Here is a 15,805-nt window from a genome sequence, read left to right on the forward strand (position 1 = left end):
GGCTGCGGCCACCGCTGAAGGCAGTGCAAGCGTCTTGCATGTGGCGGAGGCACGCCCATACTGAGGGCCTGACCCTGTTCGGGAGGGATGTCCTGAGCGACCCCCGCGCCAACTCCGAGGCCACGATCTCGCCCGAAAACGGCCGGCGCTACCGTGCCACGCGCCGGGTAACGGTCGTGGGCGCGGTGGTGAATGCCTTTCTTGCCCTGGCACAGCTGCTGAGCGGATGGCTGCTGAACTCGCAGGCGCTGATCGCCGACGGCGTGCACACCCTGTCGGACCTGATCACCGATGGTGTGGTGCTGTTCGCCGCTGGCAAGGCCGCGGCCTCGCCCGATCATGACCACCCCTACGGACACGGGCGTATCGAGACCCTGGCCACCGTAGTCGTCGGAGTGTTCCTCGCACTGGCCGGCCTCGGGATCGCCTGGGCCGCCGGACAGCGGCTGATGGATACCAACGCCGCGACCCCAGGGCCGGCCCCGGCCGCGCTCGCCTTTGCGGTGCTGACGCTGGTGGCCAAGGAGGGGCTCTATCAGTACACCCACCGTGTGGCGAAACGGATCGGCTCGCGGATGCTGGATGCGAACGCCTGGCATCACCGCACGGATGCGATCTCCTCGCTGTTCGTGCTGGTCGGGGTCGGGGCCGCGGTGGCGGGCTTCCCGTGGGCGGATGCCCTGGCGGCGCTGATCGTTGCCCTGTTCATCCTGCATATCGCCGGGCGCCTGATCGTGCGCAGCGCGGCCGAACTGATTGACACGGCACTGGATCCGGAGGAGGTCGCGCGCATCCACCGCACGATCATGGAAGTGCCCGGGGTGAAGGATGCGCACATGCTGCGCACGCGGCGGCATGGGAGCGACGTGGTCGCCGATGTGCATATCCAGGTCGCCCCGATGATTTCGGTTTCCGAGGGACACCGGATTGCCGATGCGGTGTACGGGGCCGTCACCCAGCGCCACGAGCGGCTGCGCGATTTTACGGTCCATGTGGACCCGGAAAACGACCAAGATCAGGCTCGAAGCTCGAACCTGCCCCTGCGTCCGGAGATCGCCGAAGCGGTGCGCGAGGCCTGGGCCGACACCCCGGAACTGGATCGCCTGGAGCAGCTTTCCATGCACTATCTGAACGGGCGCATCCACCTGACCCTGACGCTGCGCCTTGACGGGGCATGCACGCCCGCGGACCTGAACGCGCGGGGCGAGGGCCTGTCACAGTCGCTGCAGGGCCATCCGCGCCTGAAGGACCGGCTGGGTGAGGTGAAGATCCTCTATCGCCCATGCACCACTGGCGTGCAACAAAAGACTTGATGCACTACTGTGGTGCCGATGGCGCACGGATATTGTGCAGCCCGCCGCGTGGTACGGGCCTGATGAGTCCTGAACGACCGTCACAGGGCCAATCGATCGAACTGGCATGATGCCTGCATAGAACCGATTCAACGCCGGCCGGGCTCGAATCGGCGCGGCGAACCCAAAGACCAAGAGCAAACCTAAGGAGACTCCCATGTCCGCAGCCGACGTGCTGAAGCAGATCCAGGAAAAGGAAGTCCGCTTTGTCGACTTCCGCTTCACCGACTCCAAGGGCAAGGAACAGCATGTAACCGTTCCAGCCCATGACCTCGACGAAGAGTCGTTCGAGGAAGGCAAGATGTTCGACGGGTCGTCGATCTCCGGCTGGAAGGGCATCAACGAGTCCGACATGATCCTGATGCCGGATGCGGAGTCCGCGGTCATCGATCCGTTCTTCGAGGACATGACCATGAACATCCGCTGCGACGTGGTCGAGCCGGCCACCATGCAGGGCTACGACCGCTGCCCGCGCTCCCTGGCGCGCCGTGCCGAGGCCTATCTGCAGAGCACCGGCATTGCCGACACCGCGCTGTTCGGGCCGGAAAATGAATTCTTCGTGTTCGACGATGTGAAATGGGGCTCGGACCTCTCCGGCTCCTACTGCCGCGTGGACTCCTCCGAGGCCTCCTGGAATTCCGAGCGCGTCTACGAAGACGGCAACATCGGGCACCGCCCGGGCGTGAAGGGTGGCTACTTCCCGGTGCCGCCGGTCGACAGCCTGCACGACATCCGCTCGACCATGTGCGAAGTGATGACCGAGATGGGCCTCGTTACCGAGGTGCACCACCACGAGGTGGCCACCGCCGGCCAGTGCGAGATCGGTGTCGGCCCCGCAACGCTGACGCAGAAGGCCGACGAGGTGCAGGTACTGAAGTACGTGGTGCAGAACGTGGCCCACATGCACGGCAAGACCGCGACCTTCATGCCCAAGCCGATCGTCGGCGACAACGGTTCCGGCATGCACGTGCACCAGTCGCTGTCCAAGGACGGCAAGAACCTGTTCTCCGGTGACCTGTACGGCGGCCTGTCCGAGACCGCGCTGTACTACATCGGCGGCATCATCAAGCACGCCCGCTCGCTGAACGCCTTCACCAACCCGTCCACCAACAGCTACAAGCGTCTGGTGCCGGGCTTCGAGGCGCCGGTGATGCTGGCCTACTCCGCGCGCAACCGCTCCGCGTCGCTGCGCATCCCGTTCGTGATGAGCCCGAAGGCCCGCCGCATCGAGCTGCGTTTCCCGGACTCCACCGCCAACCCGTACCTGGCGTTTGCCGCGATGCTGATGGCCGGCCTGGACGGCATCCAGAACAAGATCCACCCGGGCGACGCGATGGACAAGAACCTCTACGACCTGCCGCCGGAAGAGGAAAAGGGCATCCCGCAGGTCTGCCATTCGCTGGACCAGGCGCTGGAAGCCCTGAACCAGGACCGCGAATACCTGACCCAGGGTGGCGTGTTCACCGACGACATGATCGATGCCTACATCGACCTGAAGATGGAAGAAGTCACGCGCATGCGCATGACCACCCATCCGGTCGAATTCGACATGTACTACAGCCTGTAAGGCATCCGCATCTGGCCCCTCGGGGCCAGATGCACCGGCCGCCGCGACCTTCGGGTCCGGCGGCTTTTTTTGTGCTCGGAACCTGGCTCGACCGGGTGTCAGCGATAGGGGTTGGGCTGGCCCTCGGGGGCCGGGTGGAAACGCTTGTAGGCCCAGTTGTACTGCTCGGGGCAGCGCCGGACCAGGGCCTCCACATGGGCGTTGATCGCGGCAGCGGCGCGGGCGAAGTCGCGGTCGGCAACCTCCGGCCCGGCCTCGATCTCGTGATAGCGAAACCCGCGCCCCTTCGGCAGGCGCTCGGCGAACAAGAACACGACATGGTCCTCGCGCCCACGCAGCAGGCGCGGCAGCAGGGTCATGGTCAGCGCCGGGTGGCCGAAGAACGGCGCATGCGTACCCGAGGCGCCCTTCGGGCTCTGATCCGGCAGGATGCCGATGATCTCGCCGCGATCACGTGACTGCTGCAGCACGCGCAGCCCGGAGCGGTCGGCCGGGGCCAGGGTCGCGCCGGTGGAGGCGCGGGCGTCGCGCACCCAGCGGTCGATCTCGGGGGTCTTGAACGGGCTGTACAGGGTGGCCATCGGCCCGTGGCAGGCGGCCTGCAGCCCGGCGAACTCCCAGGAACCCAGATGCGGGGCACACAGGAACAGCGCCCGCCCGCCCTCGCGTTCGCGCAGGCGGGCGTAGCGGGGCGGCTCGACCGCCAGTCGCTCGAGGGTTTGCGGCGTAGCCTGCCAGAGCCAGGGGGACTCGGTCAGTGCCCGGCCCATCGCCATCAGCGATCCACGCCCGACCCGGCGGCGCCAGGCGGTGTCCTTGTCCGGGAAACAGAGTTCGAGGTTGCGGCGGGTGATGCGGGCGGAGCGCGTCGGCCAGTACCAGGCCAGCGCGCCGAGCAACCCGCCCAGCGCATGATTTACGCGCAGAGGGAGGCGGGCGAGCAGGCGCAGACCGCCGGCGATCAACCGGTCACGCAGATGCCGGCGTTCGGCCATGATCGCGGGATTCGGGTGGATCGGCCGGGGTCCGAGGCGGGATGCCGCCCTCGGTCATCAGCGGCTTCAGGGTTGTGCGCAGGTTGCGGAACAACCGCGGGTGCTGGGCCTCCTCCTGCGCGAGCAGCTGCTTCATGTGTTCGCGCTGGGTGGGCATCGCGAAGCAGGCCGGGCAGTTGTCCAGGATCACCGGCAGCCCGGCGGCCTCGGCGAAATCGCGGGTCTGGCGTTCGCGCACATAGACCAGCGGGCGGATCACCCGCAGGTCGCCTGCGTCGATCGCGTAGTGGGCCTTCATCGTACGCAGCTGGCCACCGTGGAAGGCACTCATCATGAAGCTCTCGGCCAGGTCATCCAGGTGCTGGCCCAGCGCCAGCACGTTGTAGCCGTGTTCGCGCGCGGTGCGATACATCAGGCCGCGTTTCATTCGCGAGCAGAAGGAGCAGAACGAGTCGTTGTCCATGTGCTCGCCGGCCAGCTCCGCGATTGGCTCGGAGACGAAGTGATACGGGATGCCGTAACCACCGAGATAGTCCATCAGCCGCTGTGGCTCGAAGCCCTCGATCTCCGGATTGATCGTGACCGCGCCGACCTCGAAGCGCACGGGCGCCCGCCGCGCCAGGCCATGCAGCAGCCACAGCAACGTCAGCGAATCCTTGCCACCGGACAGCCCGACCAGGATCCGGTCGCCCTCGCGGATCATGTCGAAGTCCGCGATGGCGCGGCCGGCCAGGCGGCGGATGGAGGTGGGGACGGCGGGCGTTTCCATGGCCCGCAACATAGGGCGGCGAGGCCCGCTTCGCAAGCGCCGCCATACCCGCAGCGGTTGCCGGATGGCGCCCATTGTCGGTGCAGCCATGCGCCGTTATGCACCCGGTGGAGGCAAGAAGCCCCGGCGCCCAGCGCCGGACGCGGGCCACACGCATGGCACCGCGCTTGCATACGGGTTGGACAGGCGCTTCAACGGTGGGGGACCGGTATGCACGATCGCAAGAGCTTGAGCCTGGCCGCCGAGCTGCGCCGGAACCTGCGCGCAGAGTTCCCGGCGGTGGCGCGGCTGTCGGTCACCAACCCCGACTTCATGGAGGCCATCCTGGACTACGCCTCACGCTCGCAGTCGAGCGCCGCCCAGGCCGCCGCGCTCTCGCTGCGCAGCGAATTGCAGCGTTCGGGGCACCTGGCACCGCCGGAAGCTGGGCCGGACTCGTCGGAACGCCACGTGGAGCCGCAACGGCGCCGGGTCTATCGGGGGCAGATCATCGACGAATAGACGGACTGCGGACTTTCCCTGCGCGAACGTTTTGGCGACACTCGGGGCCCGCAATCTAGGAAACACTGATCAATGGACACCCTTTACCCGGAGATCGAACCGCACAGCACAGGAAGGCTCGCGGTCGGTGACGGCCACGAGCTCTACTTTGAAGAATGCGGCACACCCGACGGGATTCCGGTCGTGTTTCTGCATGGCGGGCCGGGCTCGGGCTGCGAGCCGTGGCATCGGCGCTTCTACGACCCGCAGCGCTACCGCATCGTGCTGTTCGACCAGCGCGGCTGCGGGCGCTCGACGCCTCACGCGAGTCTGGAGGCCAACACCACCTGGCATGCAGTGGCCGATATCGAGCGCCTGCGCGAGCACCTGGGCATCGAGCGCTGGGCGGTGTTCGGTGGTTCCTGGGGCTCGACGCTGGGGCTGGCCTACGCACAGACCCATCCCGATCGCGTGCTGGGACTGATCCTGCGCGGGGTATTCCTGTGCCGGCCGCGGGACATCCAGTGGTTCTACCAGTCGGGGGCCGACCGCCTGTTTCCCGAGGCCTGGGCGCACTACCTACGGCCGATTCCAGCGGAGGAGCGCGACGACCTGGTCGGGGCCTACTACCGTCGGCTGACCGACCCGGATCCGGAGATCCGGCACACCGCGGCTCGCGCCTGGTCAGGCTGGGAAGGACACACCTCCTGCCTGATCCCGAACGATGACGTGATCGCGCATTTCGACGATCCGGAGGTGGCCGTAAGCCTGGCGCGGCTGGAGTGCCACTACTTCATGCACGACACCTTCCTGGAACCGGACCAGCTGCTGCGGGACGCACCACGCCTGCGCGACATACCGGGCTGGATCGTGCACGGACGCTACGACGTGGTGTGTCCGGTGGAGCAAGCGGTGGAACTGCATCGGGTCTGGCCGCAGGCGCGCATGGCGATCATCGCGGACGCCGGGCACTCGGCGGCCGAGCCAGGCATCGTGCGCAAGCTGATCGCGGCGACCGACACCCTGGCCGATGATCTCGAGGGGCAGGTCTCGGGCGGGACCGGGGCTGCCTCGACGTGATCGCGCTGATCCAGCGGGTGACCGAGGCCGCGGTGAACATCGGCGGCGAGCGCGCCGGTGCGATCGGGCCAGGGCTGCTGGCGCTGGTCGCGGTGCAGCCCGATGACAGCGAAGCGGCGGCCAGGCGGCTGCTGGAGCGGCTGCTCGGCTACCGCGTATTCGCGGATGCCGAAGGCCGCATGAACCTGAGCCTTCAGGATACCGGCGGGGGGCTCTTGCTAGTGCCGCAGTTCACGCTGGCCGCGGATACGCGCAAGGGGATGCGCCCAAGCTTTACCAGCGCCGCGAGCCCGGAGCACGGCCAGGCGCTGTTCGACTATCTGGCGAAGCAGGCGCAGGCATCGCATCCGCAAGTCGCTAGCGGGTGCTTTGGCGCAGACATGCAAGTCAGCCTGGTGAACGACGGCCCAGTGACCTTCTGGCTGGAGACGCGCGGCTGAGGAGGCCTGACCGAGGGCCCAAACAAAAGACCCGGCGCAAAGGCCGGGTCCTCGACATCACCAGTCTGGAGACCGGATCAGGCGGCGCGACGCAGGAACGGACGCTGGCCGGACTGCACGGCACGACGGATGAAGTCGGCGCGGCCGGCATCGCGACCATTCAGGTTGTCGGCGCACTGGGACGGCTCGTAGGCAGCCGCGGACAGCATCACCTCGAGCTCGCAGAGGTCGACCTTGGGCTCGGTCAGCTCTTCGGGGGTCACGTTCAGCTTGCGGCCGACGTTCCAGAACATGCGCGGGTTCCAGAGCTTGGTCTGGATACGCGGGGACTGAAACAGGGTGACGCAGCGGTTGTTGAGCTCTTGCTGATCCATGGGATACTCCTGATCGTACGGTTATTCGAGCGCGGCCGAATCTAGCCGACCCGCCCGGCGAATACAAGCGTTTCCTGATAGAAACTCCGGGAGTACCGCGTGCAAGGGGCTATTCCACGGTCACCGATTTCGCCAGATTGCGCGGCTGATCAACGTCCGTGCCCTTGAGCACCGCCGTATGGTAGGCCAGCAACTGCAACGGCACGGTCAGCAGGATCGGCGCCAGCCAGGGGCTCAGCGGCTCGCTCTGCGGCAGGCCGATCCAGATGTCCTCCGGGGCCAGGGTACGCGCCGCACTGGACTCGCCAATCACGATCAGCTGCCCGCCCCGGGCGCGCACCTCCTGGAGGTTGCTGGAGAGTTTTTCCAGCTGCGCGTCGTCGGGGGCCACGGCGACTACCGGCATCTCGGTGTCCACGAGCGCGAGCGGTCCGTGCTTCAGCTCGCCCGAGGGATACGCCTCGGCATGGATGTAGGAGATCTCCTTCAGCTTGAGCGCGCCCTCCAGGGCGATCGGGAAGTGCGCCCCGCGCCCGAGGAACAGGGCGTGGTGCCGCTCCATCAGATCCTCGGCGACGCGCGCAATCGGGTTGTCCAGGGCCAGGATGCGCGCCACCTGATCGGGGAGGCTGCGCAGGGCCGTCACCGCAGCGACGCGTTCCTCGGCGGTCATACGGGCGGCCGTAGCGGTCTGGCCCAGCAGGAGTACGAGGGTGGCGAGGGCGGCCAGCTGGGTCGTGAACGCCTTGGTCGAGGCGACGCCGATCTCGGGTCCGGCATGGGTCATCAGGACCAGATCGGCAGCCCGCGCCATGGTGCTCTCGGGGACATTGCAAATGGCCAGACGGGCCAGGAACGGCTCGTCCTGGGACTGGCGCAGCACCGCGAGGGTATCGGCGGTCTCCCCCGACTGGGAGATCACCACCAGCAGCGTGGCCGGGGCCAGCACGTGACGGCGATACCGGTATTCGCTTGCCACATCGACGCGGGCGGGCAGGCCCAGGTGCTCCTCGATCCAGTGGGCGGCCACCATTCCGGCGTGATAGCTGGTGCCGCAGGCCACGATTTGCACGGCGCTGACCTCGGCCAGGCGCTCGCTGGTACCGGGCCCGAGGATGTTTTCCAGGACGGCGTCCTCGCCCAGACGGCCGGACAGGGTCTCCGCCAGTGCGTGCGGTTGCTCGTAGATCTCCTTGAGCATGAAGTGGCGATACTCGCCACGATCGGCAACGCTTGCCTGGCAGCGGGTCTCGCGGACACTGCGCTCGACCGCCTGGCCGTGCAGGTCCTGGACCTCCACGCCCTTGCGCGTCAGGCGGGCGATATCTCCGTCCTCGAGGTCGACGAATCGCTGGGTCACCGGCAGCAGGGCCTGGACGTCCGAGGCGGCAAAGAACTCGCCGATTCCGAGCCCGAGGATCAGGGGGCTTCCGAAACGCGCGACGATCAGCTCGTCGGGATAGTCGGCAAAGACCGCCGCGATGGCATAGGCCCCTTCAAGGTCGGCACAGGCGCGGCGCATGGACTCGAGGGGCGAGGCCCCGTCGACCAGGGCCTGCTCGATCCGGTGGGCAATGACCTCGCTGTCGGTTGCCGACACGCAGTGCCAGCCGGCAGCGGCCAGCTCGTCTCGCAGCCGGGCATGGTTTTCGATAATGCCGTTATGGACGATGGCGACCCGGCCGTCACGGGAACGGTGGGGGTGGGCATTCACCTCGGTGGGCGGCCCGTGGGTGGCCCAGCGCGTATGGGCGATTCCCACCGGCCCTTGCAGGCCGGCCGCGTCGATCTGTTCCTCCAGGGTGGCCACCTTGCCGACCGCACGGACGTCGCGTAACGCGCGGTCCTCGATGACGGCTATACCGGCGGAGTCGTACCCGCGGTATTCCAGTCGATGCAGACCCTCGACGAAGATCGGGACCAGGTTGCGCTCACCAATACCTGCCAGCAGACCGCACATGCAAACTCCTTATGTCGAGTCGGACTTTTGTGTCTAGTCGGACTTCTTCTTGGGGCGCGGCCAGTCCTGGATAACGCGCGGGCGTGCACGGGTCAGCGCCAGCGCACGCGGGTCGACATCGTCGGACAAGGTCGAGCCCGCCCCCACCGTCGCGTCATCGCCGATGCGGATGGGCGCCACCAGGGCCGTGTTGGAGCCGATGAACGCTCGCTCGCCGATCTCGGTGCGATGCTTGTTGGCACCATCATAGTTGCAGGTAATCGTCCCTGCGCCCAGATTGGCGCCGGCCCCGACGCTGGCATCCCCGACGTAGGTCAGGTGGTTCGCCTTCGCGCCCGGACCCAGCGTGGAGTTCTTGATCTCGACAAAGTTGCCGACGCGGGCACCGGGGCCGAGCTCGGTCCCCGGGCGCAGACGGGCGAACGGCCCAACATTGGCCCCCTCGCCGATCCTTACACCTTCCAGGACACTGTGTGCCGCGACCTGCGTGCCGGATCCAATCTCGCAATCGCGCAACACGCAGCCGGGGCCAATATAGACATCGTCCGCCAGCGTCACCGTGCCCTCGATCACGACGTTCACGTCGATCGAACAGTCGTGTCCGAATTTCAGGACGCCGCGCACATCCAGGCGGTCGGGGTCCGCCACTGCGAGACCATCCCGCATCATCCGGGAGCACTGCTCCGCCTGGTGCAGGCGCTCCTGGACGGCCAGCTGCTCGCGGTCGTTCACACCCAGCACGGCGACGGGATCGGAACTGCGCACGACATCGATCACCCGTCCTTGACCTCGTGCCACGGCCACAATGTCGGTCAGATACCACTCGCGCGGCCCTGCCGGATCGGGCTCGCAGGAAGCTAGCCAACCACGCAAGTCCCCGGCCGGTGCGGCGAGCACGCCGGTATTGATCAGGTCGACCGCACGTTCCCCGCTGGTGGCCTCCTTGTGCTCGACGATCCGCTCCAGCTGGCCCGCGGCATCGAGGATCAGGCGACCGTATCCGGTGGGGTCGGGAACCTGAGCGGCCAGGACGGTTACGCCAGTGCCGCGAGCACAGGCCTCCAGGTCCGCGACCGGGATCCGCGGGACGTCCCCATAGGTCACCAGGACACGCGCATGGTCTGGGATGTGCTGCAGGGCCTGATAAACCGCATGCCCGGTCCCCCGCGGCTCGCCCTGGTCGATCCAGTCAAGTGCGGGGACGTGCTCGGCAAATGCGGCTCGCACACGTTCCTGTTCGTGGCTCACCACGACGTGGAGCGCGTCGGCTTCCAGCGGCGCCACGCGTTGGAGGACATGGTCCAGCAGGGGGCGTCCGGCTAGAGATTGCAGGACCTTGGGGAGGCGCGACCGCATGCGCGTCCCCTTGCCGGCCGCGAGGACCGCGATATGAAGGGGTGTCGTCTCAGGCATGGGTGCAATCATAAAGGGCCAACCGAATCGGTTGGCCCTTGGGGTCGGTCATTCGTCGCAGTTTGCCGGATTATTTCCGGCGCAACTTCTGGATCATCTGCAGGCGGGCGGCGGCCTCCACGAGTTCCGCCTGCGCCTTGGCGTAGTCGAAATCGGCCTTGGAGTTCTCCAGGGCCTCCTCCGCACGTTTCTTCGCCTCCAGCGCCTCGGCCTCGTCCAGATCCTTGGCCCGCACCGCCGTATCCGCCAGGACCGTCACATGATACGGCTGGACCTCGAGGATACCGCCCGAGACGAACACCGGCTGCGGATCGGCGCCTTCCTTTTCCAGGATGCGCAGCTCGCCCGGGTTCAGGCGCGCCAGCATCTGGGTGTGGCCCGCATAGACACCGACCTCGCCACCCTCGGCCGGGGCCGCGATCATCAGCGCGGTCCCGGAGTAGATGGACTCCTCGGCACTGACCACATCCACGTGCATCGTCATGGGCATGTTGCTCACTCCTTAGCCGAGCTTCTCGGCCTTCTCGACGGCTTCCTCGATGGTGCCGACCATGTAGAAGGCCTGTTCGGGCAGATGGTCATACTCGCCAGCCACGATGGCCTTGAACGCGCGGATGGTGTCCTTCAGAGACACGTACTTGCCCGGCGCCCCGGTGAACACCTCGGCCACGAAGAACGGCTGCGACAGGTAGCGCTGGATCTTTCGCGCACGGGCCACGACCAGCTTGTCGTCTTCCGACAGCTCGTCCATGCCGAGGATCGCGATGATGTCCTTCAGCTCCTTGTAACGCTGCAGAGTGTTCTGCACCGCACGGGCGGTGTCGTAGTGTTCCTGCCCGATGATCTGCGGGTCCAGCTGGCGCGAGGTCGAGTCCAGCGGATCCACGGCCGGGTAGATGCCCAGCTCGGCGATCTGGCGCGAGAGCACGACGGTCGCATCCAGGTGCGCAAAGGTCGTGGCCGGCGACGGGTCGGTCAAGTCATCCGCCGGCACGTAGACCGCCTGGATGGAGGTGATCGAGCCCTTCTTGGTCGAGGTGATGCGCTCCTGCAGCACACCCATCTCTTCCGCCAGGGTCGGCTGGTAGCCCACCGCGGACGGCATACGCCCCAGCAGCGCGGAGACCTCGGTCCCGGCCAGGGTGTAACGGTAGATGTTGTCGATGAACATCAGCACGTCGCGGCCTTCGTCACGGAAGAACTCGGCCATCGTCAGGCCGGTCAGCGCGACACGCAGGCGGTTACCCGGCGGCTCGTTCATCTGGCCGTAGACCAGGGCCACCTTGTCGAGGACGTTGGAGTCCTTCATCTCGTGGTAGAAGTCGTTCCCTTCACGGGTACGCTCGCCCACACCGGCGAACACGGAGTAACCGGAATGCTCGATCGCGATGTTGCGGATCAGCTCCATCATGTTCACGGTCTTGCCCACGCCGGCACCGCCGAACAGGCCGACCTTGCCGCCCTTCGCGAACGGGCACAGGAGATCGATCACCTTGATTCCGGTTTCCAGCAGCTCGGTGGAGCCCGCCTGCTCGTCGAAGGTCGGGGCGGCACGGTGGATCGACCAGGTTTCCTGGGCCTCCACGTCGCCGGCGTTGTCCACCGGGCGGCCGAGCACGTCCATCACGCGGCCCAGGGTCCCCTTGCCGACCGGCACGGAGATCGGCTTGCCGGTCGCGGTGACCGGGGTCTGACGCTTCACACCCTCTGTGGTCCCCATGGCGATCGTGCGCACGACGCCGTCACCCAGCTGCTGCTGGACTTCCAGGGTCAGGCCGTTTTCCAGGGTCAGGGCGTCGTAGACCTTGGGCACTTCGCCGTGGGGGAACTCCACGTCCACGACGGCGCCGATGATTTCGACAATTTTTCCGGAACTCATTTGTTCATCCTCGTAAGTCGTAATTCGTGCCGGCGGGCGCTAGACCGCAGCCGCGCCGCTGACGATCTCGGAGATCTCCTGGGTGATCGCGGCCTGGCGCGCCTTGTTGTAGACGAGCTGCAGGTCCTTGATCATCGTGCCGGCGTTGTCGGAGGCCGACTTCATCGCGACCATGCGCGCGGCCATTTCGCAGGCCACGTTCTCGACCACCGCCTGGTAGATCAGCGACTCGACATAGCGCTCGAGCAGGGTATCCATCACCGGAACCGTATCGGGCTCGTAGATGTAGTCCCAGTGATGCTTCAGAGACTCGTCCTTGCTCGGCGCGGTCGGCAGAAGCTGGGTCGCCTCCGGCTGCTGGGTCATCGTGTTGACGAACTTGTTCTCCAGCAGCACGACGCGGTCGACCTTGCCATCGCGGAAGTTGTCCAGCACCACCTTGATGGAGCCAATCAGGTCCGTGATGTGCGGGCGATCACCCAGATCGCGCGCCTCGGCCACGATGTTGCCACCCAGGCGCTTGAAGAACTGCAGCGCCTTGTTGCCGACGACGCACAGGTCCACCTCAACGCCCTCTTCGCGGTAACGCCGCATCTCGCCGACGGCCTTCTTGAACAGGTTGGTGTTCAACCCGCCGCATAGGCCACGATCGGTCGAGACGATGATCAGCGCCACACGCTTCACTTCGCGCTCGACCATGAACGGATGCTTGTACTCCGCGTTGGCCATCGCGACGTGACCGATCACGTCGTGGATCTTCTGGGCGTAAGGCCGGGACTCTTCCATACGGTCCTGGGCCTTGCGCATCTTGGACGCTGCGACCATCTCCATGGCCTTGGTGATCTTCTGAGTATTCTGGATACTCTTGATCTGCGTCCGGATCTCCTTAGTGCCCGCCATTGCGTGCTCCCGTTACCAGCTGTGCTTGGCCTTGAACTCTTCCAGGGCCTTCTTCAGCTTTTCCTGGATGGAGTCGTTGTAGTCGCCAGAGCTGTTGATTTCGTCCAGGAGCTCCTTCTGCGAGGAACGCGCGTAGGCCATCAGTTCCTTTTCGAAGCTCACGACCTTGTCCGCCTCGACGTCATCGAGGTAGCCCTCGTTGGCGGCGTACAGCGAGAACGCCATCTCGCCGATGGACATCGGCTGGTACTGGCCCTGCTTCATCAGTTCGGTGACGCGCTTGCCGCGGTCAAGCTGCTTGCGGGTCAGCTCGTCGAGATCGGAGGCGAACTGCGAGAACGCCGCCAGTTCACGGTACTGCGCCAGCGCCAGACGCACACCACCACCAAGCTTCTTGATGATCTTGGTCTGCGCGGCCCCACCGACTCGGGAGACCGACAGACCAGCGTTGATCGCCGGGCGGATGCCCGAGTTGAACAGGTCGGTCTCGAGGAAGATCTGGCCGTCGGTGATCGAGATCACGTTGGTCGGCACGAACGCGGACACGTCGCCCGCCTGGGTCTCGATGATCGGCAGCGCGGTCAGCGAGCCGGTCTGGCCCTTCACTTCGCCGTTGGTCATCTGCTCGACGTAGTCGGCGTTCACGCGGGAGGCGCGCTCCAGCAGGCGCGAGTGCAGATAGAAGACGTCACCCGGATAGGCTTCGCGGCCGGGCGGACGACGCAGTAGCAGCGACACCTGACGGTAGGCCCAGGCCTGCTTGGTCAGATCGTCGTAGACGATCAGGGCGTCTTCACCACGGTCGCGGAAGTACTCGCCCATCGCGCAGCCGGCGTACGGGGCGATGAACTGCATCGCGGCCGACTCGGAGGCGTTGGCGGCCACAATGATGGTGTTATCCATCGCACCGGCCTCTTCCAGCTTGGCCACCACAGAGGCAACCGACGAGGCCTTCTGACCCACGGCGACGTAGATACACTTAACGCCGGAGTCCTTCTGGTTGATGATCGCGTCGATCGCCACCGCGGTCTTACCGGTCTGGCGGTCACCGATGATCAGCTCGCGCTGGCCACGGCCCACGGGGACCATCGCGTCGATCGCCTTGATGCCGGACTGCAGCGGCTGGTCAACCGACTGCCGGTCGATAACACCGGGGGCAATCTTCTCGATCGGGCTGGAGACTCCGGTTTCCACCGGACCCTTGCCGTCGATCGGGCGGCCGAGGGAGTCGACCACGCGGCCCAGCAGGCCCTCGCCCACCGGCACCTCAAGGATGCGACCGGTGCACTTGGCGGTATCGCCTTCTTTAATGTGCTTGTAGTCACCCAGGATCACGACGCCGACAGAGTCACGCTCGAGGTTGAGCGCCATGCCGAAGGTGTCGCCGGGGAACTCGATCATTTCGCCCTGCATGACATCGCCAAGGCCGTGCACGCGAGCGATACCGTCGGTCAGGCTGACCACGGAGCCCTCGTTGGCGGCCTCGGAGGAGGCATCGAATTTCTCGATGCGCTGTTTGATCAGATCACTGATCTCGGAGGGATTCAGTTGCATGTTAAATATCCTCTTAGCGACTCAAATTGGCAGCCAGGCGGTTCAGCTGGCCTCGCACGGAGCCGTCGATTACCAGGTCGCCGGCGCGGATGATGGCCCCGCCGAGCAGGGAGCTGTCGACTGAACACTCGAGATCGACTTCGCAGCCCAGGCCTTTGGCCAGGGCATCGTGGATCTCTTTCTCCTGCGCCTGCGTGAGCTTGCGGAAGGCGATTACGTCGGCGTGGACGCGCTTTTCGGCCTCGGCCTTCATCGCGGAGAACGCGTCGTAGACGGCGGGCAGCGCGGGTAGGCGACCATTTTCGGCCAGCAGCCGAACCAGGTTGCCGGCCTCGGGGCCGACCTTGTCGCCGGCCACGTCCAGCACGAGCTGCGCGCGATCGGCACGCGGGAGCCGCGGGTTGGAGAGGAGACTGTGCATCTGCGAGTCGGCGGCGATGGCCGCCAGCAACTCGAGCTGCTCGGCCCAGCCAGCGAGATCGTTTTTCTCCTGGGCCCGCTCGAAAGCGGCGCGGGCGTAGGGTCGGGCGACCGAAATCAGGTCTGACATAACGTCTCCTTAGAGCTTGGCCGCGAGCTTCTTCAGCAGATCGCCGTGGGCCTTGGCATCGATCTCCTTGGCCAGGATCTGCTCGGCACCGGCAACCGCCAGCTGGGAGACCTGCTTGCGCAGTTCTTCCTTCGCACGGTTGATCTCCTGCTCAATCTCGGAGTGCGCCTGTTCCTTAATACGCTCGCCTTCCTCGCGCGCGGTGGTCTTGCTTTCCTCGACCAGCTCTGTCGCACGCTTCTGCGCAGAGGCCATGATCTCGTTGGCCTGCTGCTTGGCCTCCTTGATCACCGCGGTCGCGCGCTCCTGGGCGAGCTCCTGTTCCTTTTCGCCACGCTCGGCGGCGGCCAGGCCGTCCGCAATCTTCTTGCGGCGCTCTTCCAGGGCGGCGGACATGGGCGGCCAAACGTAGCGCATCGTGAACCACACGAATACGGCAAACGCCAGGAGCTGGCCGATGATGGTCAGATTGATATTCATCCTGCTACCTCA

The 15,805-nt window shown here is 66.1% G+C and carries 16 protein-coding genes; 5 read left to right on the plus strand and 11 right to left on the minus strand.

The window, feature by feature from the left end; genetic code table 11:
- Positions 1-38 precede the first annotated feature (38 nt).
- Complete coding sequence (locus F467_RS0102050; protein WP_018139725.1) at positions 39-1,313, plus strand: cation diffusion facilitator family transporter; 1,275 nt, start codon at positions 39-41, stop codon at positions 1,311-1,313.
- Between the two features lie 196 nt (positions 1,314-1,509).
- Positions 1,510-2,919: a glutamate--ammonia ligase gene (gene glnA / locus F467_RS0102055; RefSeq protein ID WP_018139726.1), complete on the plus strand. Its 1,410-nt coding sequence runs from the start codon at positions 1,510-1,512 to the stop codon at positions 2,917-2,919.
- A 98-nt stretch (positions 2,920-3,017) separates the two neighbouring features.
- Here glnA and F467_RS0102060 read toward each other — a convergent pair whose 3' ends face one another.
- Both F467_RS0102060 and F467_RS0102065 read right to left on the minus strand, forming a co-directional pair.
- Positions 3,018-3,914: a lysophospholipid acyltransferase family protein gene (locus F467_RS0102060; protein ID WP_018139727.1), complete on the minus strand. Its 897-nt coding sequence runs from the start codon at positions 3,912-3,914 to the stop codon at positions 3,018-3,020.
- Positions 3,889-4,683, minus strand: a complete 795-nt coding sequence (locus F467_RS0102065) for a tRNA 2-thiocytidine(32) synthetase TtcA (protein ID WP_020146083.1) — start codon at positions 4,681-4,683, stop codon at positions 3,889-3,891. The genes F467_RS0102060 and F467_RS0102065 overlap by 26 nt, the downstream gene beginning before the upstream one ends.
- Positions 4,684-4,893: 210 nt before the next feature.
- On the opposite strand from F467_RS0102065, the gene F467_RS0102070 reads away from it, so the two are divergent.
- From F467_RS0102070 to dtd, 3 genes are all read left to right on the plus strand, one after another.
- On the plus strand, positions 4,894-5,184 hold the full coding sequence (locus F467_RS0102070) for a hypothetical protein (protein WP_018139729.1): 291 nt from the start codon (positions 4,894-4,896) through the stop codon (positions 5,182-5,184).
- 72 nt (positions 5,185-5,256) lie between these two features.
- The gene (gene pip / locus F467_RS0102075) at positions 5,257-6,243 is read left to right on the plus strand and encodes a prolyl aminopeptidase (protein ID WP_018139730.1); all 987 of its coding nucleotides are present in this window, start codon (positions 5,257-5,259) and stop codon (positions 6,241-6,243) included.
- Positions 6,240-6,683 (plus strand): D-aminoacyl-tRNA deacylase, encoded by a 444-nt coding sequence (gene dtd, locus F467_RS0102080; RefSeq protein WP_018139731.1) that lies wholly within the window; start codon positions 6,240-6,242, stop codon positions 6,681-6,683. Before pip ends, dtd begins: the two co-directional genes overlap by 4 nt.
- A gap of 77 nt (positions 6,684-6,760) precedes the next feature.
- Here the strand turns inward: dtd and F467_RS0102085 are convergent, their stop codons facing one another.
- The 9 genes from F467_RS0102085 to F467_RS0102125 form a co-directional block, all read right to left on the minus strand.
- A complete protein-coding gene (locus F467_RS0102085; RefSeq protein WP_018139732.1) occupies positions 6,761-7,057 on the minus strand; it encodes a hypothetical protein in 297 nt (98 codons plus the stop codon).
- Positions 7,058-7,166: 109 nt separating this feature from the next.
- On the minus strand, positions 7,167-9,017 hold the full coding sequence (glmS, locus tag F467_RS0102090; protein WP_018139733.1) for a glutamine--fructose-6-phosphate transaminase (isomerizing): 1,851 nt from the start codon (positions 9,015-9,017) through the stop codon (positions 7,167-7,169).
- 33 nt (positions 9,018-9,050) lie between these two features.
- Positions 9,051-10,430, minus strand: a complete 1,380-nt coding sequence (gene glmU, locus F467_RS0102095; protein ID WP_081601233.1) for a bifunctional UDP-N-acetylglucosamine diphosphorylase/glucosamine-1-phosphate N-acetyltransferase GlmU — start codon at positions 10,428-10,430, stop codon at positions 9,051-9,053.
- A 70-nt stretch (positions 10,431-10,500) separates the two neighbouring features.
- Positions 10,501-10,920, minus strand: a complete 420-nt coding sequence (locus F467_RS0102100; RefSeq protein WP_018139735.1) for a F0F1 ATP synthase subunit epsilon — start codon at positions 10,918-10,920, stop codon at positions 10,501-10,503.
- A 12-nt stretch (positions 10,921-10,932) separates the two neighbouring features.
- Positions 10,933-12,309 (minus strand): F0F1 ATP synthase subunit beta, encoded by a 1,377-nt coding sequence (gene atpD / locus F467_RS0102105; RefSeq protein ID WP_012983948.1) that lies wholly within the window; start codon positions 12,307-12,309, stop codon positions 10,933-10,935.
- A gap of 39 nt (positions 12,310-12,348) precedes the next feature.
- Positions 12,349-13,209, minus strand: coding sequence for a F0F1 ATP synthase subunit gamma (atpG, locus tag F467_RS0102110; protein WP_018139736.1), 861 nt, complete (start codon positions 13,207-13,209; stop codon positions 12,349-12,351).
- 12 nt (positions 13,210-13,221) lie between these two features.
- The gene (gene atpA, locus F467_RS0102115; protein WP_018139737.1) at positions 13,222-14,763 is read right to left on the minus strand and encodes a F0F1 ATP synthase subunit alpha; all 1,542 of its coding nucleotides are present in this window, start codon (positions 14,761-14,763) and stop codon (positions 13,222-13,224) included.
- A gap of 13 nt (positions 14,764-14,776) precedes the next feature.
- A complete protein-coding gene (locus tag F467_RS0102120; protein ID WP_012983951.1) occupies positions 14,777-15,313 on the minus strand; it encodes a F0F1 ATP synthase subunit delta in 537 nt (178 codons plus the stop codon).
- A 9-nt stretch (positions 15,314-15,322) separates the two neighbouring features.
- Entirely contained in the window at positions 15,323-15,793 is a 471-nt protein-coding gene (locus tag F467_RS0102125; RefSeq protein WP_012983952.1) for a F0F1 ATP synthase subunit B, read from the minus strand.
- Between the last annotated feature and the right edge of the window lie 12 nt (positions 15,794-15,805).

Source organism: Thioalkalivibrio sp. ALJ12 (assembly GCF_000378305.1).
In the GTDB taxonomy this organism is placed as follows: domain Bacteria; phylum Pseudomonadota; class Gammaproteobacteria; order Ectothiorhodospirales; family Ectothiorhodospiraceae; genus Thioalkalivibrio.

What these genes read in the sequence shown, in the direction of transcription:
- F467_RS0102050 (WP_018139725.1), top strand. Translation starts at nt 39, where the DNA reads ATGTGGCGGAGGCACGCCCATACTGAGGGCCTGACCCTGTTCGGGAGG.
- F467_RS0102100 (WP_018139735.1), bottom strand. Translation starts at nt 10,920, where the DNA reads ATGCCCATGACGATGCACGTGGATGTGGTCAGTGCCGAGGAGTCCATC.
- atpD (WP_012983948.1), bottom strand. Translation starts at nt 12,309, where the DNA reads ATGAGTTCCGGAAAAATTGTCGAAATCATCGGCGCCGTCGTGGACGTG.
- pip (WP_018139730.1), top strand. Translation starts at nt 5,257, where the DNA reads ATGGACACCCTTTACCCGGAGATCGAACCGCACAGCACAGGAAGGCTC.
- atpA (WP_018139737.1), bottom strand. Translation starts at nt 14,763, where the DNA reads ATGCAACTGAATCCCTCCGAGATCAGTGATCTGATCAAACAGCGCATC.
- glmS (WP_018139733.1), bottom strand. Translation starts at nt 9,017, where the DNA reads ATGTGCGGTCTGCTGGCAGGTATTGGTGAGCGCAACCTGGTCCCGATC.
- glmU (WP_081601233.1), bottom strand. Translation starts at nt 10,430, where the DNA reads ATGCCTGAGACGACACCCCTTCATATCGCGGTCCTCGCGGCCGGCAAG.
- F467_RS0102070 (WP_018139729.1), top strand. Translation starts at nt 4,894, where the DNA reads ATGCACGATCGCAAGAGCTTGAGCCTGGCCGCCGAGCTGCGCCGGAAC.
- glnA (WP_018139726.1), top strand. Translation starts at nt 1,510, where the DNA reads ATGTCCGCAGCCGACGTGCTGAAGCAGATCCAGGAAAAGGAAGTCCGC.
- F467_RS0102065 (WP_020146083.1), bottom strand. Translation starts at nt 4,683, where the DNA reads ATGGAAACGCCCGCCGTCCCCACCTCCATCCGCCGCCTGGCCGGCCGC.
- atpG (WP_018139736.1), bottom strand. Translation starts at nt 13,209, where the DNA reads ATGGCGGGCACTAAGGAGATCCGGACGCAGATCAAGAGTATCCAGAAT.
- F467_RS0102120 (WP_012983951.1), bottom strand. Translation starts at nt 15,313, where the DNA reads ATGTCAGACCTGATTTCGGTCGCCCGACCCTACGCCCGCGCCGCTTTC.
- F467_RS0102060 (WP_018139727.1), bottom strand. Translation starts at nt 3,914, where the DNA reads ATGGCCGAACGCCGGCATCTGCGTGACCGGTTGATCGCCGGCGGTCTG.
- F467_RS0102125 (WP_012983952.1), bottom strand. Translation starts at nt 15,793, where the DNA reads ATGAATATCAATCTGACCATCATCGGCCAGCTCCTGGCGTTTGCCGTA.
- F467_RS0102085 (WP_018139732.1), bottom strand. Translation starts at nt 7,057, where the DNA reads ATGGATCAGCAAGAGCTCAACAACCGCTGCGTCACCCTGTTTCAGTCC.